The sequence below is a fragment of the Arthrobacter sp. MDT2-16 genome (assembly GCF_054510925.1).
On record NZ_JBTNDP010000011.1, the window covers coordinates 66141 to 89945 of the forward strand.

Annotated in this window: 18 protein-coding genes; 10 read left to right on the forward strand and 8 right to left on the reverse strand. The window is 69.2% G+C overall.

Translation table 11 applies throughout. The features are described from left to right. Positions 1 to 73: 73 nt before the first annotated feature. The 4 genes from mmsA to ACX80N_RS16275 all read left to right on the forward strand — a co-directional run bounded on the left by mmsA (position 74) and on the right by ACX80N_RS16275 (position 5343). On the forward strand, positions 74 to 1612 hold the full coding sequence (gene mmsA / locus ACX80N_RS16260) for a multiple monosaccharide ABC transporter ATP-binding protein (protein WP_105031316.1): 1539 nt from the start codon (positions 74 to 76) through the stop codon (positions 1610 to 1612). A gap of 24 nt (positions 1613 to 1636) precedes the next feature. Continuing rightward, positions 1637 to 2938, forward strand: coding sequence for a multiple monosaccharide ABC transporter permease (gene mmsB, locus ACX80N_RS16265; protein ID WP_105031315.1), 1302 nt, complete (start codon positions 1637 to 1639; stop codon positions 2936 to 2938). Between the two features lie 74 nt (positions 2939 to 3012). Further along, complete coding sequence (locus tag ACX80N_RS16270; protein WP_105031624.1) at positions 3013 to 4110, forward strand: substrate-binding domain-containing protein; 1098 nt, start codon at positions 3013 to 3015, stop codon at positions 4108 to 4110. 153 nt (positions 4111 to 4263) lie between these two features. Next, positions 4264 to 5343: a Gfo/Idh/MocA family protein gene (locus tag ACX80N_RS16275; protein WP_459340193.1), complete on the forward strand. Its 1080-nt coding sequence runs from the start codon at positions 4264 to 4266 to the stop codon at positions 5341 to 5343. Between the two features lie 81 nt (positions 5344 to 5424). Here the strand turns inward: ACX80N_RS16275 and ACX80N_RS16280 are convergent, their stop codons facing one another. The 4 genes from ACX80N_RS16280 to purH form a co-directional block, all read right to left on the reverse strand. Continuing rightward, positions 5425 to 7977: a chaplin family protein gene (locus ACX80N_RS16280; RefSeq protein ID WP_459340194.1), complete on the reverse strand. Its 2553-nt coding sequence runs from the start codon at positions 7975 to 7977 to the stop codon at positions 5425 to 5427. An 87-nt stretch (positions 7978 to 8064) separates the two neighbouring features. Beyond that, on the reverse strand, positions 8065 to 9153 hold the full coding sequence (locus tag ACX80N_RS16285) for a hypothetical protein (protein ID WP_459340195.1): 1089 nt from the start codon (positions 9151 to 9153) through the stop codon (positions 8065 to 8067). Between the two features lie 164 nt (positions 9154 to 9317). Beyond that, a complete protein-coding gene (locus tag ACX80N_RS16290) occupies positions 9318 to 11540 on the reverse strand; it encodes an NADP-dependent isocitrate dehydrogenase (RefSeq protein ID WP_459340196.1) in 2223 nt (740 codons plus the stop codon). A 186-nt stretch (positions 11541 to 11726) separates the two neighbouring features. After that, positions 11727 to 13325, reverse strand: a complete 1599-nt coding sequence (purH, locus tag ACX80N_RS16295) for a bifunctional phosphoribosylaminoimidazolecarboxamide formyltransferase/IMP cyclohydrolase (protein WP_459340197.1) — start codon at positions 13323 to 13325, stop codon at positions 11727 to 11729. A 168-nt stretch (positions 13326 to 13493) separates the two neighbouring features. On the opposite strand from purH, the gene ACX80N_RS16300 reads away from it, so the two are divergent. Further along, on the forward strand, positions 13494 to 14846 hold the full coding sequence (locus tag ACX80N_RS16300; RefSeq protein ID WP_459340198.1) for an MFS transporter: 1353 nt from the start codon (positions 13494 to 13496) through the stop codon (positions 14844 to 14846). Positions 14847 to 14974: 128 nt separating this feature from the next. Here the strand turns inward: ACX80N_RS16300 and corA are convergent, their stop codons facing one another. Then, positions 14975 to 16039, reverse strand: coding sequence for a magnesium/cobalt transporter CorA (gene corA / locus ACX80N_RS16305; protein ID WP_420808210.1), 1065 nt, complete (start codon positions 16037 to 16039; stop codon positions 14975 to 14977). Next, positions 15993 to 16601 (reverse strand): phosphoribosylglycinamide formyltransferase, encoded by a 609-nt coding sequence (purN, locus tag ACX80N_RS16310; RefSeq protein ID WP_459340199.1) that lies wholly within the window; start codon positions 16599 to 16601, stop codon positions 15993 to 15995. Before purN ends, corA begins: the two co-directional genes overlap by 47 nt. A 55-nt stretch (positions 16602 to 16656) precedes the next feature. Here purN and ACX80N_RS16315 point away from each other — a divergent pair, with 55 nt between their 5' ends. Further along, positions 16657 to 17094: a hypothetical protein gene (locus ACX80N_RS16315; RefSeq protein WP_459340200.1), complete on the forward strand. Its 438-nt coding sequence runs from the start codon at positions 16657 to 16659 to the stop codon at positions 17092 to 17094. A gap of 17 nt (positions 17095 to 17111) precedes the next feature. Here ACX80N_RS16315 and ACX80N_RS16320 read toward each other — a convergent pair whose 3' ends face one another. Both ACX80N_RS16320 and ACX80N_RS16325 read right to left on the reverse strand, forming a co-directional pair. After that, the gene (locus ACX80N_RS16320; RefSeq protein WP_459340201.1) at positions 17112 to 18359 is read right to left on the reverse strand and encodes a cell division protein PerM; all 1248 of its coding nucleotides are present in this window, start codon (positions 18357 to 18359) and stop codon (positions 17112 to 17114) included. A gap of 80 nt (positions 18360 to 18439) precedes the next feature. Next, the gene (locus ACX80N_RS16325) at positions 18440 to 19192 is read right to left on the reverse strand and encodes a sulfite exporter TauE/SafE family protein (RefSeq protein WP_105031035.1); all 753 of its coding nucleotides are present in this window, start codon (positions 19190 to 19192) and stop codon (positions 18440 to 18442) included. An 87-nt stretch (positions 19193 to 19279) separates the two neighbouring features. Between ACX80N_RS16325 and ACX80N_RS16330 the strand changes: the two genes are divergently transcribed. From ACX80N_RS16330 to ACX80N_RS16345, 4 genes are all read left to right on the forward strand, one after another. Then, a complete protein-coding gene (locus tag ACX80N_RS16330; protein ID WP_459340202.1) occupies positions 19280 to 19915 on the forward strand; it encodes a DUF1684 domain-containing protein in 636 nt (211 codons plus the stop codon). 101 nt (positions 19916 to 20016) lie between these two features. Next, positions 20017 to 20799, forward strand: a complete 783-nt coding sequence (locus ACX80N_RS16335) for a potassium channel family protein (protein ID WP_105031037.1) — start codon at positions 20017 to 20019, stop codon at positions 20797 to 20799. A gap of 88 nt (positions 20800 to 20887) precedes the next feature. Then, complete coding sequence (locus tag ACX80N_RS16340) at positions 20888 to 22060, forward strand: glycosyltransferase family 4 protein (protein ID WP_459340203.1); 1173 nt, start codon at positions 20888 to 20890, stop codon at positions 22058 to 22060. A gap of 297 nt (positions 22061 to 22357) precedes the next feature. Further along, on the forward strand, positions 22358 to 23773 hold the full coding sequence (locus tag ACX80N_RS16345) for a stealth family protein (protein ID WP_459340216.1): 1416 nt from the start codon (positions 22358 to 22360) through the stop codon (positions 23771 to 23773). The last annotated feature ends 32 nt before the right edge of the window (positions 23774 to 23805 follow it).

Here is a 23805-nt window from a genome sequence, read left to right on the forward strand (position 1 = left end):
CCCCAGCGTGTTCAATTCTTTCGGGCCGAGGTTGGGCCTGCACCAAGACAACGCCGTCACTGCGGGAGGCTCCATGAACAACCACACCATCCTTGAGATGCGCTCCATCACCAAGGAGTTCCCGGGAGTCAAGGCCCTCTCCGACGTATCCCTCGAGGTCACCGCCGGCGAGATCCACGCCATCTGCGGGGAGAACGGCGCCGGCAAGTCCACCCTCATGAAGGTCCTGTCCGGGTTGTACCCCTACGGCGACTACTCCGGCGAGATCGTCTTCCAGGGCAAGGAGGTCCAGTTCAGGGACATCCGGTCCAGCGAAGCGGCCGGGATCGTCATCATCCACCAGGAGCTCGCACTCATCCCCGAGCTGTCCATCGCCGAGAACATCTTCCTCGGCAACGAGCCCACCCGCTTCGGCGTGATCGACTGGGACTACGTCAACAACACCACGCTGGAACTCATGGCCCGTGTCGGCCTGAACGAGGATCCGACCACCAAGGTCAAGGACATCGGGGTCGGCAAGCAGCAGCTCGTCGAGATCGCCAAGGCCCTCAACAAGTCCGTGAAGCTGCTCATCCTGGACGAGCCCACCGCGGCCCTCAACGAGTCGGACTCCCAGCACCTCCTCGACCTGATGTCGGGCCTGCGTTCCAAGGGCATCTCGTGCATCATGATCTCGCACAAGCTCAACGAGATCGAGCAGATCGCCGACTCCATCACGATCATCCGTGACGGCAAGTCGATCGAGACGCTTCACGTCAAGAACGACGGCGTCGACGAGGACCGCATCATCCGCGGCATGGTGGGCCGCTCCCTCGAGTCACGTTTCCCGGACCACACCCCGTCGATCGGCGAGACCTTCTTCGAGGTCCGCAACTGGACCGTCGGCCATCCCACGGTCTCCGACCGCCTGGTGTGCAAGAACTCGAGCTTCCACGTCCGCCGCGGTGAAATCGTCGGATTCGCCGGCCTCATGGGCGCAGGACGCACCGAACTGGCCCGATCCGTCTTCGGGCGCTCGTACGGCAACTTCAAGTCCGGACAGATCCTCATCAACGGCAAGGAGGTCACGTTGCGCTCGGTGCCCCAGGCGATCGACGCCGGACTCGCCTACGTGACGGAGGACCGCAAGTCGCTCGGGCTCAACCTGCTCGACGACATCAAGACCACCACGGTCTCCGCCGACCTGAAGAGGATCACCCGCGGGCTCGTGGTCGACAGGGACGAGGAGTTCCGGGTCGCCGAGGACTACCGCAAGACGCTGAGGACCAAGACACCGAGCGTCAACGAGGGTGTCGCAAAACTTTCCGGCGGGAACCAGCAGAAGGTGGTCCTGGCCAAGTGGATGTTCACCGACCCCGATCTCCTGATCCTCGACGAACCGACCCGCGGAATCGACGTCGGCGCCAAGTACGAGATCTACGGCATCATCCAGAAGCTCGCCGAGCAGGGGAAGGGCGTCATCGTCATCTCCTCGGAGCTGCCCGAGCTGCTCGGCCTGTCGGACAGGATCTACACGATCTTCGAGGGCGCCATCACGGGCGAACTGACCCGGGACGAAGCGAACCAGGAATCCCTGATGAAACTCATGACCGCCAGCAGGAAATCTGCCTGACCGTAGCATCCAAGGAAGAACACCATGAATTCCCTAAAACAAATCTTCGGCGGGAACACCCGCCAGTTCGGGATGATCTTCGCCCTGGTCGCGCTTGTCGTGTTCTTCCAGTGGCGCACGGGCGGGAAGACGCTCACGTCCGGCAACATGATGAACCTGTTCAACGGCAACTCGTACATCCTGATCCTGGCCATCGGCATGGTGCTCGTGATCATCGCCGGCCACATCGACCTCTCGGTCGGTTCCATCGCCGCGTTCGTCGGTATCGTCGTCGCGATCGCCATGCGCGACTGGGGTATCCCCTGGTACCTGGGCGTCGTGCTCGGCCTGGTGCTCGGCGCGGTGATCGGTATCTGGCAAGGGTTCTGGGTGGCCTACGTCGGGATACCCGCGTTCATCGTCACCCTCGCGGGCATGCTCATCTTCCGGGGCGCCAACCAGGCGGTCGGTGATTCGAACACCGTCCCCGTCCCCGAGGGCTTCCAGTACCTCGGCGCGGGCTACCTGCCCGAGGTCGGCCCGAACATCGGCTACAACAACCTGACCCTGCTCATCGGCTTCGCCCTGGTCGCGTTCGTCATCTACAGCGAGTTCAAGAACCGCCGCAAGCTCGAGAAAATCAATGCGGACCTTCCCCCCATGTGGGTGCCGATCGTCAAGCTCGCACTGCTCTCGGCCGTCATCCTCTACGCGACCTACCTGTTCGCGACGGGCCGTCCCGGGACCTCGTTCCCCATCCCCGGCATCATCCTCGGCATCCTCGTCATCATCTACGCCTTCATCTCCAACAAGACGATCCTCGGACGGCACGTCTACGCGGTCGGTGGCAACCGCCATGCGGCTGAGCTCTCCGGCGTGCAGAGCAAGAAGGTCAACTTCATGGTCATGATGAACATGTCCATCCTCGCCGCTCTCGCCGGCATGATCTTCGTGGGCCGCTCGACCGCCTCCGGACCGTTCGACGGCACCGGGTGGGAACTCGACGCCATCGCCGCGGTGTTCATCGGCGGCGCAGCAGTGACCGGTGGCGTCGGCACCGTGGTCGGTTCCATCATCGGTGGCCTCGTCATGGCCGTCCTCAACAACGGACTGCAGCTGCTCGGCATCGGCGCCGACCTCACGCAGATCATCAAGGGCCTCGTCCTGCTCGTCGCCGTCGCTTTCGACGTCTACAACAAGATCCAGGGCAAGCCGTCCATCATCGGCCTGCTCACCAGGAACCTCGGCGGTGGTGGCGGCACGAAGAAGGCCACTACTGCCGCGCCCCAGCCCGCACCCACCGAGCAGGCTGTCGGGACGAAGGAAGTCATCTCCCACGACGTCTAGGGTCGGCACCGGCCGACCCCGGGCACGAAGCGTCATCCGTCCACAAGAGCAAGAGCAAAAGAAAGAGAATGCACATGCGTAAGTTCGCAAAATCCCTTGCAGCCGTGGCTGCCATATCAGCGCTGGCGCTGACCGGGTGCGGCCGTGAAGAATCCGCTCCCGCGGCCGAGGGCGGCGACGGCGCCGCCGCCGGCTTCGAGACCGGGTCCGCCATCGGCATCGCACTTCCGCAGAAGACCTCCGAGAACTGGGTTCTCGCCGAGACGCTCTTCAACGACGGCCTGACCGAGGCCGGTTACGAGCCGAACGTCCAGTTCGCCAACGGCGGTGTCTCCGAGCAGCAGAACCAGATCAGCTCCATGATCACCAATGGCGTCAAGGTCCTGGTCGTCGGCGCGATCGACGGCGCCCAGCTCGGCACCCAGCTGGCGCAGGCCAAGGAAGCCGGCATCACCGTCATCGCCTATGACCGCCTGCTCACCAACACCGAGAACGTCGACTACTACGTCGCGTACGACAACTTCCAGGTCGGTGAGCTGCAGGGTCAGGCTCTCCTCGACGGCATGAAGGCCGCCAAGCCCGAAGGACCGTACAACATCGAGCTGTTCGCCGGCTCGCCCGACGACGCCAACGCCAAGGTGTTCTTCGACGGTGCGATGAGCATCCTGCAGCCCGAGATCGACAACGGCAACCTCGTCGTCGTCTCGGGTCAGACGAGCTTCGAGCAGGCCGTGACCCAGGGCTGGAAGGCGGAGAACGCCCAGCGCCGCATGGACACCCTGCTCTCGGGCAGCTACGGCTCCACCGAGCTCGACGGCGTCCTCTCCCCCAACGACACGCTCGCCCGCGCCATCCTGACCTCGGTCGCCGGTGCCGGCAAGACCCTCCCGGTCGTGACCGGGCAGGACTCCGAGGTCGAGTCCGTCAAGTCGATCATGGAGGGCAAGCAGTACTCCACGATCAACAAGGACACGCGGGCCCTCGTCGAGCACGCCATCGAGATGGTCGGCAACCTGCAGGCCGGCGAGGAGCCCGAGATCAACGATCCCGACTCCTACGACAACGGCGTGAAGACCGTTCCCGCCTACCTCCTCGAGCCGCAGATCGTGACGAAGGACAACGCCGCGGAAGCCTACGCGAACGATCCCACGCTGTCCGCGCTCACCAAGTAGCACCTGCTCGGACCTCTCCGCAGCATCACGACGAAGTGCCCCGGCCCCGGCCGGGGCACTTCGTCGTTCCCGGCCACATGCGCACCACCGGGCCCGCCTCCCGGTCCTCCCCGGGTGCTGGACGCGGCACGCGCGGACGGCAAGGATAGGTCCATGAACCCACCGAACCGCATCACCGTTCCCCCCTGCGCCGAAGCAGGTGCTCCCAGCCCCGTCGTCGCGACGGGCCGTCCCCTCAAGTGGGGCGTCATCGCCACGGGCGGCATCGCATCGAAGGTCACCCAGGACATCGCGCTCCTCGAGGACGCCATGCTCCATGCGGTGAGCTCGCGCAGCGCTGAGAGCGCCGCAGCATTCGCCGAGAAGTTCGGGTTCGCCACGAGCTACGGCAACGACGGCGGCACAACCGGGTACCAGCGGCTCGTGGCCGACCCCGAGGTCGACGTCGTCTACATCACCACCCCGCACGGACAGCACTACGAGGTGGCCAAGGCGGCCCTCGCCGGGGGGAAGCACGTGCTCTGCGAGAAGCCGTTCACGATCACCGCCGCCGAGGCGGAGGAACTGGCGGCGATCGCGGCCGGGAGCGGCCTGTTCCTCATGGAGGCCGTATGGACGCGGTTCCTCCCCAGTGTCAATCGCGCCTGGGAGATCATCCACTCGGGAGAACTGGGCGACATCCGGTGGGTCCAGGCCGACCTCGGCTTCGCCGCCCCCGACGATCCGAACAGCCGCCTGTGGGACCCGAAGGCCGGCGGCGGGGCCCTGATGGACCTCACGGTGTACCCGCTCACGTGGGCGCTGGGGTCCCTGGGCTTCCCCGATTCCGTATCCGCCGTGGGAACCCTCAATGATGACGGCGTGGACCTGCAGGCCGCCCTGACCCTCAGCTATGGCAGTGGGGCGTACGCGCAGTTGTCGTCGTCGTTCATCGCCTCGTGCCCCGGCCAGGCGACCGTCTGTGGGTCTAAGGGCTGGCTGAAGACCGGCGGCGGGAACCTCCACAACCCGAAGGAACTGACCGTCAAGGCCGGTCAGGCAGAAGCCCGGGTGGAGCAGTTCGAGCAGGTGGGCGCTGGGTACACATACGAGCTGCGCGAGGTGACGCGCTGCATCCAGCAGGGACTGACCGAGAGTCCCACGATGCCGGTCGGCGACACAGTGAAGACCATGCGCCTGCTCGACGGCGTCCGGGCACAGATCGGCCTGCGGTACGAGAACGACGCCGCCTGACCCACCGCGGCAGGACGAAGGACGAGCCCTCGCAGCGTGTGCTGCGGGGGCTCGTCCTTTTTCGTGTCGCGTCAGCCGGCGCTAGGCACGCGCCTTCTGGCGGCGAGCAGCTAGCAGGCCGCCCGCTCCAGCGAGGAGCAGGAGCGAGCTGAGCAGAAGGAGCTGCTGCTCAGCGAACCCCGTGGAGGCCAGGGCCTTTGGTGCAGCGGTGGTGGCTGCTGCATCGGCAGCCGCGGTGACCTTCACGCCACTGCTCGCCACGGAGAGCGTGCCAGGCGCGGTGGCAGGGCCGGTGACCGAGACGAGGTCGGCGCCCGTGACGTCCGGCGTTTCCATCGAAGCACCGTCATTTGTTCCGCCGTTGTCGGTGCCGCTGTCGTTCGTCCCGCCGTTGTTCGTCCCACCGTTGTTCGTCCCGCCGTCGTTCGTGGCGTCGCCCTTGTCTCCGTCGGCAGGAGCGTCGGTGCCTCCGTTGTCGCCGGTGGCAGGGACCTCAGGGGTGGTCGGGGTGGTCGGGGTCGTCGGGGTCGTCGGGGTCGTCGGGGTCGTCGGGGTCGTCGGGTTGGTCGGGTTGGTCGGGATCGTCGGGTTGGTCGGTGCCTCTGCGCCTGATTCGCAGTTGGTGCTGCGGTCACCGATGAGGGTGACACCGTTGCAGCCGACGTTGACCGGGACGACGATCTCGGGCGAGATCACATTGTTATCGAGGATGCCGTCAAGCAGGCCACCGTTCGTCGAGTCGGTAGTGCCACCGGTGTTACCGCCGGTGTTGCCGGAGTTGCCGCCCGTCGTGCCGCCGGTCGAACCGGTCGTGCAATCCGAAACACTGTCACCGAGGAGGGCGACCCCGTTGCAGCCGACGTTGACCGGGACGATGATCTCGGGCGAGATCACGTTGTTATCGAGGATGCCGTCGAGCAGGCCGCCGTTCGTCGAGTCGGTAGTGCCACCGGTGTTACCGGTCGTCCCACCGGTGCTGCCGGTCGAGCCGGTCGTGCAATCCGAAGCGCTGTCACCGAGGAGGGTGACACCGTTGCAGCCGACGTTGACCGGGACGACGATCTCGGGCGAGATCACGTTGTTGTCCAGGATGCCGTCCAGCAGGCCGCCGTTCGTCGAGTCGGTAGTGCCACCGGTGGTGCCACCCGTCGTGCCGCCGGTCGAACCGGTTGAGCCGGTTGAACCGGTCGTGCAATCCGAAGCACTGTCACCGAGGATGGCGACCCCGTTGCAGCCGACGTTGACCGGAACCACGACCTCGGGCGAGATCACGTTGTTGCCCAGGATGCCGTCCAGCAGCCCGCCCTGAGCGGGTGCAGGAGCCGGTGCAGGAGCCGTGCCGCCGGTCGAACCGGTCGAACCGGAGCCGCCGGTCGAGGACGAATCCCCGATCACCGACACCGAGTTACCGGACACATTCACCGGAACGAGCACCTCGGGCGAGACCACATTCCCGTTGAGCAGACCGCTGTCGAGCAGCCCGCCCTGAGCGGGTGCAGGAGCCGGTGCAGGAGCCGTGCCGCCGGTCGAACCGGTCGAACCGGTCGTGCAATCTGAGGCACTGTCACCGATGATGGTGACACCGTTGCAGCCGACGTTGACCGGCACCACGGCCTCGGGCGAGACCACATTCCCGTTGAGCAGACCGCCATCGAGCAGCCCGCCCTGGGCCGGCGCAGGAGCCGGTGCGGGAGCGGGTGCAGGAGCTGTGCCGCCGGTCGAACCGGTCGAACCGGTCGAACCGGACCCGCCGGTCGAGGACGAATCCCCGATCACCGACACCGAGTTACCGGACACATTCACCGGCACCACGGCCTCGGGCGAGACCACATTCCCGTTGAGCAGACCGCCATCCAGCAGCCCGCCCTGGGCCGGTGCAGGAGCCGGTGCAGGAGCCGTGCCGCCGGTCGAACCGGTCGCCCCGGACCCGCCAGTCGAGGACGAATCCCCGATCACGGACACCGAGTTACCGGACACATTCACCGGAACGAGCACCTCGGGCGAGACCACATTCCCATTGAGCAAACCGCCATCGAGCAGCCCGCCCTGGGCCGGCGCGGGAGCCGGTGCAGGAGCCGTGCCGCCGGTCGAGCCGGTCGAACCGGTCGAACCGGACCCGCCGGTGGAGGACGAATCCCCGATCACCGACACCGAGTTACCGGACACATTCACCGGCACCACGGCCTCGGGCGAGACCACATTCGCGATGAGCAGACCGCCATCCAACAGCCCGCCCTGGGCCGGCGCGGGAGCCGGTGCAGGAGCCGGTACAAGAGCTGTGCCGCCGGTCGAACCGGTCGCACCGGACCCGCCGGCGGAAGACGAATCCCCGATCACCGACACCGAGTTACCTGACACATTCACCGGAACGAGCACCTCGGGCGAGACGACATTCCCGTTGAGCAGACCGCCATCCAACAGCCCGCCGTCGAGCGACACCACGGTCTCCTCGATGATCGAACTGCTCGTGGTACCGGACGCCAGGGGTGCGGTGATGATGGTTCCGAGACCCGATTCGAGCTCGATTTCGGCTGCTGCCGACAGGTCCGCGGCTGATGCCGACCCTGCTCCGAGGGCCACGACGCCCCCGGCTAGAAGGACCCCGTAGAGCCCTCGCTGAACGCATGTACGCATGATGTTCTCCTGTAGATCGAAGTGGTGTGGAGGTGCCCTAGGCACCGCAAGCCCTCAGCCGCGCGCAGGAGCGCGGCGGGGCCACCACTAGTCAGGAGACGAGCCGGGATCGAAGCTGGGAGCTGCCGGAAGACCTGCCGCCGCAGCGCGGGCGGCCTGGTCCACGAGAGGGACGAAGAGGAGAAGGGCCGCTGCGCCGAGTGCGGCGAGCGGCGCTGCGGCCCCGCCACTGGTCATGGACGCGAGGGCCGACGACGAGGATGCGAAGGGCGCAGCGGGGAGTCCCGGCGCCTCGGGAGCGAGCTGCGCAAGTGCCGCCGCAGCGGACGGCGCGAAGGCGTCGAAGAACGAATCGGCGGACGCACTCATCAGCGTCACGGCCTCGACCCCAGAACCACGGCCGGCCTCGGACACCCCGCCGAGCGAGGGCACCATGGCATCCTGCGCAGGAACGGCGTCAGCGACGGCGTCCGAAAGGTCGGAGGCGTCGGCGTCGGACCGCACTGCGGGCTGGTCGGAATCCCCTGCCGAGGAAGCGGTGGGCGCCACCTCGACGCCGGGAGCGGCGTCGACCACGGTCGCCGGAACCGGCACGGCCACAGGAACAACCACCTCAGGAGCAGCGGCTTCCGGAGCGACGAGCTCCGGAAGGGGGGCGACGCCGTCGACCACGGGATCAACGACGGCCGTCACGGGCTCCACGACCTCGAGCACGGGCGCCACGACCTCGAGCACAGGCGCCGTGACGACGCCCGCGGCTCCATCGACGACGTCGACGATCGGTGCCGTCACTCCTGTGACGGTCCCCTCGGGCACGACTGAGCGGACGATCGGCACCTGCGCGACCAGTCCGTCGACCGCGGAGGTCACCGGGACGAGAACCGTTCCAGCCGGCTGCGCCACGAGCTGGGGCACCTGGGCCACCAGCTCCGGAACGACGGGGAGCTGGAGGGACCGGGGCGCGACCGACGCCGACGAAGCGGGGAGGATCGCGGCCGGAAGCGGATCGGCGACGGCAGCCACCGCGGACACCGCGGGTGCGCTCACTGAGCTGACGATGCCCACCGCCGAATCGAGAAGACCGGCCTCACGGGGTGTTTCCGCGGCTGAGGCGCCTGTCGCGCCCAGCGCCATCCAGCCGAGGGCGCCGGCACCGGCGAGGAAGGAAAGGCGCACTGAAGTGGCGAGAGACCGATGCATTGGCATCTTCATCGCGAAACCACCCCCAGGCTGAGACCTGGGGCAACCATAATCCGGCGCGAGCGCGGATGTAAAGAGCAATCCTTAAATGGAGGAACCGGTGTACCGCCGCGGCGGTACACCGGTTCCTCCATGCGGTGCTAGACGGCGAGGATCGCGAGGACCTCGGAGAGCTTCGCGGAGGGCCGCATCACCTGCGTCACCTTGGCGACGTCGGGGTGGAAATAGCCCCCGATGTCCGCGGGTGAACCCTGCACGGCGAGCAGCTCGGACACGATGGTGTCCTCGTTGCCCGTCAGGGCCTCCGCAACCCGGGCGAAGGCGGCGGCGAGCTCGGCGTCCTGCTCCTGCTTGGCCAGCTCCTCCGCCCAGTAGCGGGCGAGGAAGTAGTGGCTGCCACGGTTGTCGATCTCACCCACGCGGCGGCTGGGCGACTTGTTCTCGAGGAGGAACGTCCCGGTGGCGCGATCGAGCGTGGTGGCGAGGATCTGCGCCCGGGCGTTGCCGGTCGACGTCGCCAGGTGCTCGAAGCTGACCGCGAGGGCGAGGAATTCACCCAGGCTGTCCCACCGGAGGTGGTTCTCCTTGACCAGCTGCTGCACGTGCTTCGGCGCGGACCCGCCGGCACCGGTCTCGAAGAGCCCGCCACCGTTCATCAGCGGGACCACCGAGAGCATCTTGGCGCTCGTGCCAAGTTCGAGGATCGGGAAGAGATCGGTCAGGTAGTCGCGCAGTACGTTGCCGGTCACCGAGATGGTGTCGGCGCCCTCGCGGATGCGCCTGAGCGTGAAGGCCGTGGCATCGACGGGCGTCATGATCTCGAGCTCGACATCGTCCGTGGCATTCTCGGCCAGGTACGTCTTGACCTTCGCGATCAGGTGCGCGTCGTGGGCGCGGCTCTCGTCGAGCCAGAAGACGGCGGGCGTTGCCGAGGCGCGGGCACGCGTGACCGCGAGCTTCACCCAGTCGGTGATGGCGGCGTCCTTGGTCTGGCATGCGCGCCAGATGTCGCCCGGCGCGACGTCGTGCTCGATCAGCACGGTGCCGTCGGCGTCGACCACCTGCACCTTGCCCTCGGTCTGGATCTCGAAGGTCTTGTCGTGGCTGCCGTACTCCTCGGCCGCCTGGGCCATCAGGCCGACGTTCGGGACGGTACCCATGGTGGTCGGGTCGAAGGCGCCGTTGGCGCGGCAGTCATCGAGGACCACCTGGTAGATGCCGGCGTAGCTGCTGTCCGGGATGACGGCGAGCGTGTCGGCTTCCTTGCCGTCCGGTCCCCACATGTGGCCGGAGGAGCGGATCATTGCAGGCATCGACGCGTCCACGATGACGTCGCTCGGGACGTGCAGGTTGGTGATGCCCTTGTCGGAATCGACCATGGCGATCGCCGGACCGTCCTCCATGCCCTTGGCGATGGCCGCCTGGACGCCCTCGCGGACGTCCTCGGACAGCTTGTCCAGGCCGCCGAGGATCGATGCGAGGCCGTTGTTCGGGCTCAGGCCCGCGGCGGTGAGCTGCTCGCCGTAGGTCTCGAAGAGCTCGGGCAGGAACGCCCGCACCACGTGGCCGAAGATGATCGGGTCGGAGACCTTCATCATGGTGGCCTTGAGGTGCGCGGAGAAGAGCACGCCCTCCTCCTTGGCACGGGCCACCTGCGCCTTCAGGAACGCGTTCAGCGCGTCGGCGCGCATCACGGTGCCGTCGACGACCTCGCCCGCGAGGACGGGGATCGATTCCTTGAGCATGGTGACGGAGCCGTCGGCCCCGACCTGCTGGATGGTGACGGTCCCGTCCGCCGGGATGACGACGGACTGCTCGTTCGAGCGGAAGTCGTCGCTCGTCATGTGCGCCACGTTCGTCTTCGACCCAGGCGTCCATGCACCCATGCTGTGCGGGTTCTGGCGTGCGTAGTTCTTGACCGAGGCCGGTGCGCGGCGGTCCGAGTTGCCCTCGCGGAGGACGGGGTTCACCGCGCTGCCCTTGACCTTGTCGTACCGGGCGCGGATCTCCTTCTCCGTGTCCGTGGACGGGTGGTCGGGGTAGTCCGGGAGGGCATAGCCCTGGGCCTGGAGCTCGGCGACGGCCGCCTTGAGCTGCGGGATGGATGCGCTGATGTTGGGCAGCTTGATGATGTTCGCTTCCGGCGTCTTCGCCAGGGCGCCGAGTTCCGCGAGGGCGTCGGCCATCTGCTGGTCCTCGGTCAGGTGGTCGCCGAACAGGGCGATGATGCGCCCCGACAGCGAGATGTCCCGAACCTCCACCTCGACGCCCGCCGTGGACGCGAACGCCTCGATGATCGGCAGGAACGAGTAGGTGGCCAGCATCGGCGCTTCGTCGGTATGGGTGTAGATGATCTTGGCCATGGGTGGCGTCTCCCTGGTGCTCTGCGGTGGTCTATTGGGGGTTGCCCATCGGCTCCAACATACCGAGGTCTCAGGTCTTCGCCTAACGGCGGACACCGGAGGAACAACGGCGTTGACGGGCGGCGTGCCCCGAGGGCCGCGGGCTCCGACGGCGGTGCGGCTCCGGGTGCCGCCCCCGGCGCTGCCTCAGTGGAAGAAGTGCCGCGCGCCCGTCAGGTACAGGGTCACGCCGGCGGCGTTCGCGGCGTCGATGACCTCCTGGTCGCGCACCGACCCGCCCGGCTGGACGACGGCGCGCACACCGGCGTCGAGCAGGATCTGCAGTCCGTCGGCGAAGGGGAAGAAGGCGTCCGACGCCGCGACGGACCCGCGGGCCCGCTCGGTGTCGGCGAGCGTGTTGGCCCGCTCCACGGCGAGGCGGCACGAGTCCACGCGGTTGACCTGGCCCATGCCCACGCCCACCGACGCACCGTCCTTCGCCAGGAGGATCGCGTTCGACTTCGCGGCCCGGCAGGCCGTCCAGGCGAACCGGAGGTCAGCGAGCGTGGCGTCGTCGGCGGCGTCGCCCGCGGCGAGTGTCCAGCCCGCCGGGTCGTCCCCGTCGGCGTCGAGCGTGTCCGCGACCTGCATGAGCACTCCCCCGGACACCTGGCGGAGCTCCACCGGGTTCCGCCCGTAGCCCTCGGGGAGGGCCAGGAGCCGGATGTTCTTCTTCTGCGAGAGGATCTCCACCGCCTCGGCGGAGAACGACGGCGCGATCACCACCTCCGTGAAGATGTCCTTCACGGTCCCCGCCATGCGGGCGGTGACCTCGCGGTTCGCGGCGATCACCCCGCCGAAGGCGGAGACGGGGTCGCAGGCATGGGCCTTGGCGTGGGCGTCGGCGATCGGGTCCTCGGCGTCGGCCGATCCGACGGCGACGCCGCACGGGTTGGCGTGCTTGATGATCGCGACGGCGGGCTCGTCGAAGTCGAAGGCCGCGCGGAGGGCGGCATCGGCGTCGACGAAGTTGTTGTAGCTCATGGCCTTGCCGTGGAGCTGGTCCGCCTGGGCTATGCCCGGCGTGGCGCTCTTGTCCACGTAGAGGGCCGCCTGCTGGTGCGGGTTCTCGCCGTAGCGGAGCACCTCGGAGCGCTCGAGCGCGAGGCCCGCGTACCCGGGCCAGGAGAAGTCGTCGTCGGTGTCGAACTGCTCGGCGGTCCAGGAGGCGACGGCGGCGTCGTACGCGGCGGTGTGCGCGAAGGCGAGCGCGGCGAGGCGTCGTCGTGCGGTGAGGTCGAATCCGCCCTCGGCCGCAGCCGTGACGACGTCCCCGTAGCGGGCCGGATCGACGACGACGGCGACCGACGGGTGGTTCTTGGCGGCGGACCGGACCATCGCGGGGCCACCGATGTCGATCTGCTCGACGACGGCGTCCGGCTCCGCACCGGAACGAACCGTCTCGACGAACGGGTAGAGGTTCACGACCACGAGGTCGAAGGCCTCGATGTCGAGTTCGGCCAGCTGGTCCACGTGCTCCTGGCGGCGGCGGTCGGCGAGGATGCCGGCGTGGACCTTCGGGTGCAGGGTCTTCACGCGTCCGTCGAGGGTCTCCTGGAAGCCGGTCACCTCGGAGACCTCGGTGACGGGGACGCCGGTGGCGGCGATGCGCTGCGCCGTCGACCCGGTGGAGACGATCGAGACGCCCGCGCTGTGCAGGCCCTGCGCCAACTCCTCCAGCCCGGTCTTGTCGAACACCGAGATCAGTGCTCGGCGGAGGGGGACACGGTCGAGGTGGGGGCTCACGCAGTTCTCCGTCGGTTCAGGGGTGGGGTTGCGCACCAGTCTATAGGGGCGGGACGCGGCACCCCTCGGCGGGCGACGACGGGCGACGACGGACACCTGCCGCGGGGACCTGCCGGGGTGCCTGCCGTAAAGTTCTCCCAGTACCCGGCCCCCTTCCACGAAGGCATCATGAGCATCGACACGCAACTCCCCACCGGCGACCAGGTGGTGCAGGACCTCCCCTGGCGCTGGAAGGTGCAGGGGAAGATCTTCCTCATCGGCGGCCTCGGCTTCATGTTCGACGCCTGGGACGTCACCCTCAACGCGTACCTGATCCCCCTCCTGATCGACGACTGGAGCCTCTCCTCCGGCCAGGCAGCATGGGTCGCGACGTCGAACCTGATCGGCATGGCCGTCGGGGCGTTCGCCTGGGGCTCGGTGGCGGACATCATCGGCCGCAAGCGGGCGTTCACCCTCACCCTGCTCGTCTTCTCGCTCTTCACGGTGCTGGGGGCGTTCTCCCCCGACATCGTCTGGTTCTGCGTGTTCCGGTTCCTCGCCGGCTTCGGACTGGGCGGGTGCATCCCCGTGGATTACGCCCTCGTCGGCGAGTTCACCCCCCGCCGCCAGCGCGGCCGCGTACTCACGGCGATGGACGCCTGGTGGCCCGTCGGCGCGTTCCTGTGCGGGGTGGTCACGACGGCGATCGTGGCGCAGACCGGCAGTTGGCGCTTGACGATGCTCGTCATGGTGCTCCCGGCGCTCCTCGTGTTCTGGGTGCGGCGCGGTGTCCCCGAGTCGCCGCTCTACCTCGTGCAGCGCGGACGCCGGGAGGAGGCGCGTGCGGTCATCGACAGCCTGGTGGAGCGCACCGGCGCCACGCGGCGGCAGTGGCGCCTGCCGGTCCCCGAAGAGACCCCGCGCCTGTCCCTCGGCAGCATCTCGGGGCAGCTCACAGGGCTGTGGCGCTACAACTGGCGGATCACGCTGACCGCGTGGAGCCTCTTCCTCACCATCCTGCTCGTGTACTACGGCGCACTGACGTGGATGCCGCGCATCCTCATCGCCTCCGGCTACGGGCAGTCGGTCGCGTTCATCACCACCACGTTCATGACCGGCGTCGGCTTCCTCGGCGTGATCGCCGCCGCCCTGCTCGTGGAGCGCGTGGGCCGCAAGTGGCTCCTCGCGATCACGGGGCCAGGGTCCGCCGTGCTCCTCGTGGTCTTCGCCCTGACCCTGGACCTTCCCGCGGTCGCCACGGCCTGGCTGCTGGGCTTCGGCTTCGTGGTGCAGGTGGCCATCCCCGTGCTCTACACGTACGTCTCCGAGCTGTACCCCACGGAGCTCCGGGGTAGCGGCTTCGGCTGGGCGTCGACCATCTCCCGGGTGGGCGCGGGCCTGGTGCCGCTCATCTTCGGCACCCTGCTGTGGCCCCTCCTCGGCCTGCCGCTCACCTTCGCCCTCACGGGCGGACTCGTGGTCCTCGCCGTCGTCTTCATGGCCTTCAACGCACCCGAGACGAGGAACGCCCGGCTGCACTGACGGTGGGGGGTCCCGTGACGTCCGCCTTCGACCATCGGACGCGTGGATCGCCTCGCGCCGGGCTCGGGCCGAGCGTCCGCACGCCACGGCGGCCGGTGTACCCCGGCCGCCGTCGTGTCGGGCGCGCCCTACAGCCAGCCCTTGCGCTTGAACGCCAGGTACAGACCGAACCCCATGCCGACCATGAGGAACAGGGCGAACGGGTACCCGAGGTGCCAGTGCAGCTCCGGCATGGCGTCGAAGTTCATGCCGTAGATCGAGGCGATCAGGGTCGGTGCGAAGAGGATCGCCGCCCAGGAGGAGATGCGCTTGACCTCCTCGCCCTGCGTCAGCGATGTCTCGGTGAGCCGCGTCATCTCCTCGTTCTGCCGCTGTGCCACGAGCGTCGCGTGCACCGTCAGGGCGTTCTCCAGCAGGGTGCGGAACGTATTGACGCGCTCGACGACGCGGATCACGTGGTCCTGCACGTCGCGGAGGTTCCGGGACAGCTCGGGATCCATCCGGTACTTCTCGGAGCCGCGCAGGAGGTCGTCCATCATGGCTTCCAGGGGGTGCGTGGCGCGCTGGAACTCGATGACCTCGCGGTGCAGTTCGTAGATCCGCCGCGAGACGTCGGGGGCGCCGCTGAACAGCTCGTCCTCGATCTCGTCGATGTCGTTCTCGAGGCCCCGCACCACGGGACCGTACTCGTCCACCACCTGGTCCAGCAGGGCGTAGAGCACGGCCTGCGGCCCGGTGCAGAGCAGCGCGGGGTCTGCCTCGAGCCTGCGCCGTACGATCCCGAGGTCGGGCGACTCCGCGTGCCGGATGGTCACCACGAAGTCGTGCCCGATGAAGATGTGGACCTCGCCGAACTCCACCTTCTCCTCGACGTCGACATAGCGGGCGGGCCGCAGCACCACGAAGAGGGTGTCTCCGTACCGCTCGAGCTTCGCGCGCTGGTGCCCGTTCGTGGCGTCCTCGACGGCGAGGGGGTGCAGCCCGAACTCCGTCTCGACGGCGCCGAGCTCCGCGTGGTCGGGCCGGTACAGGCCGATCCAGCCCATACCGCCGCTCTCACGCATGAGTTCGAACGTCCGGTCCAGGTTCTCGGGGTTGATGCGCTTCTTGCCGTCGACATAGACGGCGTTCGCCACGAGGGGCACGTCAGGCACCCGCCCGTGTGCCGTCGGCCCTGGACCCGGTGCCGGCATCCGCCGACGCGAGCCCCGCGAGGGTCTCGATCAGCAGCCGGCGTTCCTCGACCTTGATGCGTTCGTGCAGGGTCTCCTCGGTGTCTCCGGGCAGGACGACGACCGGGGCCTGGGCGAGGATGGGCCCGGTGTCCACGCCGGCGTCGGCGATCATCACGGTGCAGCCGGTGACCTTCACGCCGTGGGCCAGGGCGTCGCGGACGCCGTGGGCGCCGGGGAAGCTCGGCAGCAGCGCCGGATGGGTGTTGAGGTAGCGGCCGGGGAAGCGGTCGAGGAAGTGCTGGTCGACGATGCGCATGAAGCCGGAGGACACCACCCAGTCCGGCTCGTGGGCGGCGACGGCGTCGGTCAGCGCTGCGTTCCACACGGCCCGGTCCGGGTACTGCCGGAAGTCCACCTCGAAGGTGGGAATGCCGGCCTCGGCCGCGCGCCGCACCCCTCCGGTGCCGGGGCGGTCCGCACCGACGGCGGCGATGGTCAGGGGCAGGGTGCCGTCGGCGACGGCGTCCATGACGGCCTGGAGGTTGGACCCGGTCCCGGACACGAGTACTACGATGCGCATGAATCCACCTTAGGTCGCTCCTCGCCTAGGGTTGAACCATGCCGAAGGAGAAGCGATGAGCCAGCAGGGCGCCGGACGGGGTGGGCCGGCCACCGCCGGGACCGGGCGGAACGGGCCGGATGACACCGCCGCGCGGGCCGCCTCGGCGCGTACGTGGCTGCGCCTGTTCCTGCTGGGGCTGCTCTTCGCCCTGCTGACGAGCAGCCTGGTGCTGCCGTGGAAGGTGCTCACGCTCGTGCTGGGGCTCCTCGCGCTGGCGGCCGGCGTCGTCGCGCTCGTGAAGGCGATCGGCGCGAAGCTCCCCCGGCTCGTGCTGCTCGCCACCGCACTGGGCCTCGCGGCGACGCTCTTCCTCGTGACGGGCACCGCCGCGTCGGTGCTGCTCTGGGGCGTCACCCGGACCTACGAGGACTGCATGTCCCGCGCCCTGACCCTGCAGGCGCAGGGCGAGTGCGAGGAGGGGCTCCGGCAGCTGGAGGGACTGGGCGGCTGATCCGGTCGGGCCGCTGCTCAGCGGCGGCGCGGCTCCCGCTCGATCAGCGGTCCGACGGCGTGCCCGAGGAGTGCCCCTACGGCTACCTCGGCGGCCAGCCACAGCCCCACCGCGAGTGGGTCCGGCCCGAGGTCGGTGAACCGGCCCAGGCCCAGCGAGGCACGCGAGACGAGGGCGACGGCGGCGCCGGCGAGACCCGCGGTGATGCCGATCAGCCCCGCGAGCGCGAGCGTCGACGCCGTCGAGGTGAGCCACCGCCGCGGGCTGTGCAGGACGAGCCACTCGTCGAAGTGGTTCTCCCCCTCGCGGAAGAACCACCAGCCGGCGAGGAGCCCGGCGAGGACGGGGATGGCCAGCGCGGCGTAGCCGTACTCGAGCGTGCCGGCTGGCAGGGCACCGAGGAGGGGCAGGGCGGGCAGGGGGCCCACGGTGCTGGCCAGCGGAGTCAGGGAACTGCCCGTGCCGAGCGCGAAACCGGCGCCCGTGGACCAGGCCATGGTCCAGACCGCGAGATTGGGCAGGAATCCGAGCTGGAGCAGGGTCACCACGGAGGCACCGGCGATCCCGCCGTCGATCCGCTCGTAGATCGCACTGATGCCGGCCCAGTTGAGCCCGATCGCCACGGCGAGCAGCGCGGCCGAGAGGCACAGGGCCACCATCACGGCGAGGAAGCCCGAGCGGAGGATCGACCACGCGTAGGACCCAGCCCAGCGGGAGTGCTGGCTCGTACGGCCCACCCAGGCGGCGAAGTCCACCCCGACCAGGCGGCTCCAGGCCCCTGCCTCCCGGTAGGCGCCGGTGATGAGCCCGATGCCGGCCGAGACCGGGGGGATCAGCGCCCCCGCCACGAGGGGCGCCGCGGTATCGGGGCCCGCGGAGAGGTAGGCGACGGCCGCGCCGATCAGCGCGTAGGTGAGCAGGGCTCCGAGCAGGGCCTGCCACAGCTGGTCGGTGTAGGAGGCGCGCGCGAGGCGCCTGCCCGCACGCCACGCGAGCAGCAGCGGGACGAGGATCAGCCCGAGCGGGATCCCGTGCAGCAGGCCCGTGCCGTGCGCCACCGGGACCCCGTGCATGACGAGCCACCCCTGACCGGCGAGCCGGGCCGCCGATTCCGGCGAGCCGTCCGCGAAGCCGCCTGTGAGCCAGACCGCCGCGACCGGCAGGACCACGAGCAGCGCCGAGATCAGGGCGGCCTGGCCGAGTTCGAACACCCCCTGCAGCCACAGGGGCATGGGAAGGGCACGGGGTTTGGTGGGGAGTTTCATCCCTTCCATGGTGCCACCGGCGGCGGCCGCGGGAACCGAGCGACGCGGACGCGCGGGCCGTCGGTGTGCCGTGGCGCGCGTCACCCCAGGAGGTCGAGCACACCCTTCACGACGGCGAACGTCGCGCCGACGAACGCGATCACGATGACGAACAGCCGCGCCTGGTCGTCGCGGACAAACCGGCCGAGCTTCTCACCCGCGTAGATGCCGGCGACGATGGCCAGCCCGATCGCGATCCACATCCATGGCGCGAGGACCGGGGCCTGGGACGGGTCGAGGAGCAGCTTGGCCACCAGCGTCACGAGACCGATGCAGACGAAGAACGGCTGGAGGGTCGCGGCGAACGGGCGTTGCGGCCAGCGGGACAGTACGGCGTACGCGCTGACCGCCGGGCCGCCCACCCCTGCCATGGAATTGGTGAGACCCGCGGTGAAGCCCGCGATCACCTTCGGCGGGTTGCCACGCACCACGACGTCGGACCGCTGGAGCACGAGGGAGACGGTCAGGGCCACGAGGACGATGCCGCCGACCGTCACCGACAGGGGCGCTGACGGCACCACCACGGCGAGGAAGGATCCGGGGATGGAGCCGAAGACCGAGGGCACCACGAGCCAGCGGAACGCGCTCCAGTCGATGTCCTTCCACACGCGGCCCACGATGATGGCCGAGGACACCACGCCGCAGATGTTCACGAGCAGCACGCCGGCGTGGGGGCCGAGGATGATCACGAGGAACGGCGCGATCAGCAGCGCGAACCCGAGGCCCGCGATACGCTGCGCGACGGCCCCCACGAGGATGGAGGCCAGCACGATGCAGAAGATGCCGAGGGTCACCCCGCTACAGTACGCCGGGGCAACCAGCGCGTCCTGCCCGTCCTGCCCGTCCTGCGGGAGGACGCGCGCCGGAGGTAGCCTGACTCCATGACGGCCCTCACCACCGCCCTAGCCACGGCTGACTGGCGCCGGCGCGTCTTCGGCCTCTACGACGACGTGCGCGGGTCCGCCGCCGCGGAGTCGCCCGAAGCCGCCCACGGTCTGTGGCGGCGCGGCCGCGACGAACTCTTCCGCACCCACCCCGCGTCGGCGCTCGCCGACCGCGCGAAGGCGTCCTTCCCCGGACTCGCCGTCGCCCCCTACGATCCGGCCTTCCGCTTCGAGGCGCTGCTGGACGACGACGGCGCGGGCCAGGTGATGGATGTCGAGACCGGGACCGACGGCGTCGTGCCGTTCCGGCGCCTGGGCACCCTCGCGCTGCCGGGACTCGGGAAGCTCGCGCTGTGGAAGCTCGCCTCCTACGGCGGCGGCCTCTTCCTGCCGCTGAGGGACGGCTCGGCGGGAACACCGGGCGGCACCTACGGCGGCGGCCGCTACGTCCTGGACACCGTCAAGGGTGCGCACCTCGGCGAGGGGCGCGCGCCCGGCAGCCTCGTGGTGGATCTCAACTTCGCGTACAACCCGTCCTGCGCCTACGACGAGGCGTGGGCGTGCCCCCTGCCCGGGCCCGACAACCGGCTCGCCGGCGACGTCCCCGTGGGCGAGCTCTACCGCGAGTACTGAGCGGTCGGGCATGCGGCCTGCGCCGACGCGCGATAGTACGTAGGCTTATGAAATCCGGGGCCCGCCGGACCAGGAAGCCTACGGAAGATACGGACGTGCCGATGGAGCCCATGGAGCCGACGAAGCAGGCGCAGTGGCGCCGCCGCTCCGAGATACCGCTCATGGTCGCCGCCGTCGTGTACCTCGCGGCGTACTCGGTCCAGGTCACGAGCGAACCCGATCCGATGACGGCCCGGCTCCTCGAGGCCGTCATCTGGGCCGTGTGGGCGCTCTTCCTCCTCGACTACCTCGTGAGCCTGGTGCTGGCGCCGGCCCGGGGCCGCTGGTTCGTCCGGCACCTGCACGAACTCGTCATCCTCCTGCTGCCCATGCTGCGCCCGCTCCGGCTGCTGCGGCTCATCCCCCTGCTGCGCGTCCTCAACCGGTCCGGCGGGGACGCCCTGCGCGGGCACATCGTCCTCTACGTAATCTCGGCCATGACGGTGCTCGGCTATGCCGGGGCGCTCGCAGTGCTCGACGTCGAACAGGACGCCCCGGACGCCACCATCCTCACCCTCCCGGACGCCCTCTGGTGGGCCCTGACCACCGTCACCTCGGTGGGCTACGGCGACTACTACCCCGTCACCGCAGCCGGACGGCTCGTGGCGGCCGGCCTCATGCTCGGCGGGATCGGGGTGCTCAGCGCGGTCACGGCGGCGTTCGCCTCCTGGCTCGTGGAGAACGTGGCGACGGCGCGTGCGGCGGAGGAGCAGGCGGCCGGGGCGGGATCGGAGAGTCAGGTCCAGGACCAGCTGAGGAGCGTCAGCCTGCAGATCGACACCCTGACCCGGCAGCTCGCCCACGGTTCCCACAGCGGACAGGGCGGGCACAGCGGGCAGGAGTAGCCGCGGCCGGCAGCGAGTTCTCCCGCCGTTCACCCGGGTGCCATGCGGTGGTGGCCCGCTCTCCGCCTCCGCGCGCGACGGTTGAGGGGTGAGGATCGCCGTAGTCGCAGAATCTTTCCTGCCCCACATGAACGGGGTCACCCACTCGCTGCTCAAGGTGCTCGCGCATCTGCGCAGCCGCGGGGATGAGGTGCTGGTGATCGCGCCGTCGTCGTCCTGGCTCGACGACGAGGCGCCCGCCTCGGTGGAGGGCTTCCCCGTCCACTGCCTGCCGTCCATGCCGCTCTCCGGCTACTCCTCCGTGCGCCTGGCCGCGGGGACCGTGGCCCGCGTGCGCCGGATCCTCGCGGAGTTCGAACCCGACGTCGTCCACATCGCCTCCCCGTTCGTGCTCGGCTGGCGGGCCGTGCAGGCCTCCGCCCAGCTCGGTGTCCCCACGGTGTCCGTCTACCAGACGGAGGTGCCCGCGTACGCCTCCCGCTACGGGTTCCCCTGGCTGGAGTCCCTGCTGTGGCAGCGCGTGGAGAACATCCACGACGCCTCGACGCTCACGCTGGTTCCCTCCTCCTTCGCCCTGGCGCAGCTGCGCTCCCACGGCATCCAGCGGCTCAACCTGTGGCGTCGGGGCGTGGACACGTCACGCTTCTCCCCCACCCGGTACGACGGGGGCTGGCGGGCCACCGTCGCGGAGCCCGGCGAGCGCATCATCGGCTACGTGGGCCGCCTGGCGGCGGAGAAGCAGGTCGAGGACCTCGCCGTCCTCGATGCCCTCCCGGGGACGCGGCTCGTGATCATCGGCTCGGGCCCGCAGAAGGAGAGCCTGCGCACACGGTTGCCCCGGGCGCACTTCGCGGGCTTCCAGACCGGGCTGGACCTCGCGCGCATGGTCGCGACGTTCGACGTCTTCGTGCATCCGGGCGAGTCCGAGACGTTCTGCCAGACCATCCAGGAGGCCATGGCCTCCGGGGTCCCCGTGGTCGCCGTCGGCCGGGGCGGGCCCCTGGACCTCGTGGACTCCTCGCGGACGGGATGGCTCTACGAGCCCGGCGACCTCGAGGGACTGCGTGCAGCCGTCGCGGACCTGGCCGGCGACGACGCCAAGCGCCGCGCGTTCGGCCGCGCCGCCCATGCCTCGGTGCAGGGGCGCACCTGGCCGGTGCTGTGCGAGCAGCTCGTCGCCTACTACGCGAAGGCCATCGCGGTACAGGCGCGCCGGGCCGAGGTGGCCTCGGGCGTGCGTCAGGTCCCGCCGCAATCCTGAACCGACCGGCCAGGGCTCTGGACCGCGGCACCGGAAGGCGGTAGGGTGCGCGATCGCACCTGTGCCGCCCGGCAGGCCCTATCATGGGAGCAATCCCACCCACCTCCGGAGGTTCCGATTACAGACACGGCTGCCCAACACGACGTCTACTTCGGCGCGCCGGAGCCGGAGAACGAGGCCGAGATCCTCGAGTCGGCGTCCCGGGCGGCGGTAGCCCGGTTCGACGGCCGCTCCGACATCACCACGGTCAAGCGGCGCTTCACCCTCATCAACCAGGACCGCACCCCGCATCAGGCCATGGTGGAGGACCTGCTCTTCATCCGCGAGGCCCTCGATCGTGCGGGCATCGAGTTCCTCCTGGTGCGCGGCAACGACGAGCGGCCCGTCATCGCCGTCGACCTCGCCGACCGCGGCAGGTTGCGCGCCGCGCTCGTCGAGGCCTGCCGTGACGAGCCCTTCTACTCCCGGACGGTCGACACCAAGCGCCGCACCACACTCCTGGTCGGCGACGGCGAGCTCTCCAAGAGCAGGAACGCGCGTATCTTCCGCCTGTTCCGCCCGCGCATCGAACCCCTCGGGGGTCTGGCCTACGGTCCGTCCGCCGGCGTGCAGATCGAGCTCTGGACCCTCGGCGAGACGGCGATCGAACTGCCCGTCGAGAACTCCCTGACGCGCCGCACCCTGCCTGCCGCCGAGGTGGTGCGTGGCGAGGTCAAGCGCCACGGCCTCGTCTGGCCCACCATCGACAACATGTTCGCGGACCACGCGACGGACATCGACTTCGAGATCGACCTCGTCTTCTCCTGGGTGGACGGCAGCAGCCCCGAGTTCCAGGCGGCCCGGGCGGCCCGCATGCAGGGCGTCGTCGTGGGTGAGGGTGACGACCACGAGGCCCGCTTCCGCCAGATCGACGAGCTCAAGTACGCGCTGCGCTCGGTCTACATGTTCGCGCCGTGGGTGCGCCGCATCTTCATCGCCACCGACTCCGACCGGCCCGCCTGGCTCGCCGAGCACCCCTCCGTGACGCTCGTGCGCTCGGAGGAGCACTTCAGGGACCCCTCCGTCCTGCCGACGCACAACTCGCAGGCCGTCGAGTCCCAGCTGCAGCACATCCCGGGCCTGTCCGAGTACTTCCTCTACTCCAACGACGACATGTTCTTCGGGCGCCCCGTGGCACCCGACATGTTCTTCTCCCCCGGCGGGATCACCAAGTTCATCCAGGCGGACACGCGTATCGGGCTCGGCGAGAACGACGCCGAGCGCAGCGGGTTCGAGAACGCGGCCCGCGTCAACCGGCGCCTGCTGCACGAGCGCTTCGGCCGCATCACCACGAGGCACCTCGAACACACCGCCGCTCCCCTGCGCAAGAGCGTCCTGCACGAGATGGAGGCGGAGTTCGCCGCGGAGTTCCAGGCCACCGCGGCATCGCGCTTCCGTGCGAAGGACAACATCTCCGTCACCAACTCGCTCTACCACTACTACGCGCTGCTGACCGGTCGGGCCGTGACGCAGGAGATGGCCCGCGTGAAGTACGTGGACACCACCATGCGCTCGGGGCTCAAGAGTCTCAACAAGATGCTCGACAAGCGCAACCAGGACTTCTTCTGCCTCAACGACGGCAGCTTCCCCGAGGTCCCGGCGGACGAGCGGGCGCGGCTCGTGACGGACTTCCTCGAGAAGTACTTCCCGGTCAAGGCTCCCTGGGAGGTTTAGGGCGCCCCGTGGCGCGTCGGCGCCGCGTGCAA

Excerpts from the sequence above, each read along its gene's own strand:
- mmsA (WP_105031316.1), top strand. The coding sequence starts at position 74 with ATGAACAACCACACCATCCTTGAGATGCGCTCCATCACCAAGGAGTTC.
- mmsB (WP_105031315.1), top strand. The coding sequence starts at position 1,637 with ATGAATTCCCTAAAACAAATCTTCGGCGGGAACACCCGCCAGTTCGGG.
- ACX80N_RS16270 (WP_105031624.1), top strand. The coding sequence starts at position 3,013 with ATGCGTAAGTTCGCAAAATCCCTTGCAGCCGTGGCTGCCATATCAGCG.
- ACX80N_RS16275 (WP_459340193.1), top strand. The coding sequence starts at position 4,264 with ATGAACCCACCGAACCGCATCACCGTTCCCCCCTGCGCCGAAGCAGGT.
- ACX80N_RS16280 (WP_459340194.1), bottom strand. The coding sequence starts at position 7,977 with ATGCGTACATGCGTTCAGCGAGGGCTCTACGGGGTCCTTCTAGCCGGG.
- ACX80N_RS16290 (WP_459340196.1), bottom strand. The coding sequence starts at position 11,540 with ATGGCCAAGATCATCTACACCCATACCGACGAAGCGCCGATGCTGGCC.
- ACX80N_RS16300 (WP_459340198.1), top strand. The coding sequence starts at position 13,494 with ATGAGCATCGACACGCAACTCCCCACCGGCGACCAGGTGGTGCAGGAC.
- corA (WP_420808210.1), bottom strand. The coding sequence starts at position 16,039 with ATGCCGGCACCGGGTCCAGGGCCGACGGCACACGGGCGGGTGCCTGAC.
- purN (WP_459340199.1), bottom strand. The coding sequence starts at position 16,601 with ATGCGCATCGTAGTACTCGTGTCCGGGACCGGGTCCAACCTCCAGGCC.
- ACX80N_RS16315 (WP_459340200.1), top strand. The coding sequence starts at position 16,657 with ATGAGCCAGCAGGGCGCCGGACGGGGTGGGCCGGCCACCGCCGGGACC.
- ACX80N_RS16320 (WP_459340201.1), bottom strand. The coding sequence starts at position 18,359 with ATGAAACTCCCCACCAAACCCCGTGCCCTTCCCATGCCCCTGTGGCTG.
- ACX80N_RS16330 (WP_459340202.1), top strand. The coding sequence starts at position 19,280 with ATGACGGCCCTCACCACCGCCCTAGCCACGGCTGACTGGCGCCGGCGC.
- ACX80N_RS16335 (WP_105031037.1), top strand. The coding sequence starts at position 20,017 with ATGGAGCCCATGGAGCCGACGAAGCAGGCGCAGTGGCGCCGCCGCTCC.
- ACX80N_RS16345 (WP_459340216.1), top strand. The coding sequence starts at position 22,358 with ATGGTGGAGGACCTGCTCTTCATCCGCGAGGCCCTCGATCGTGCGGGC.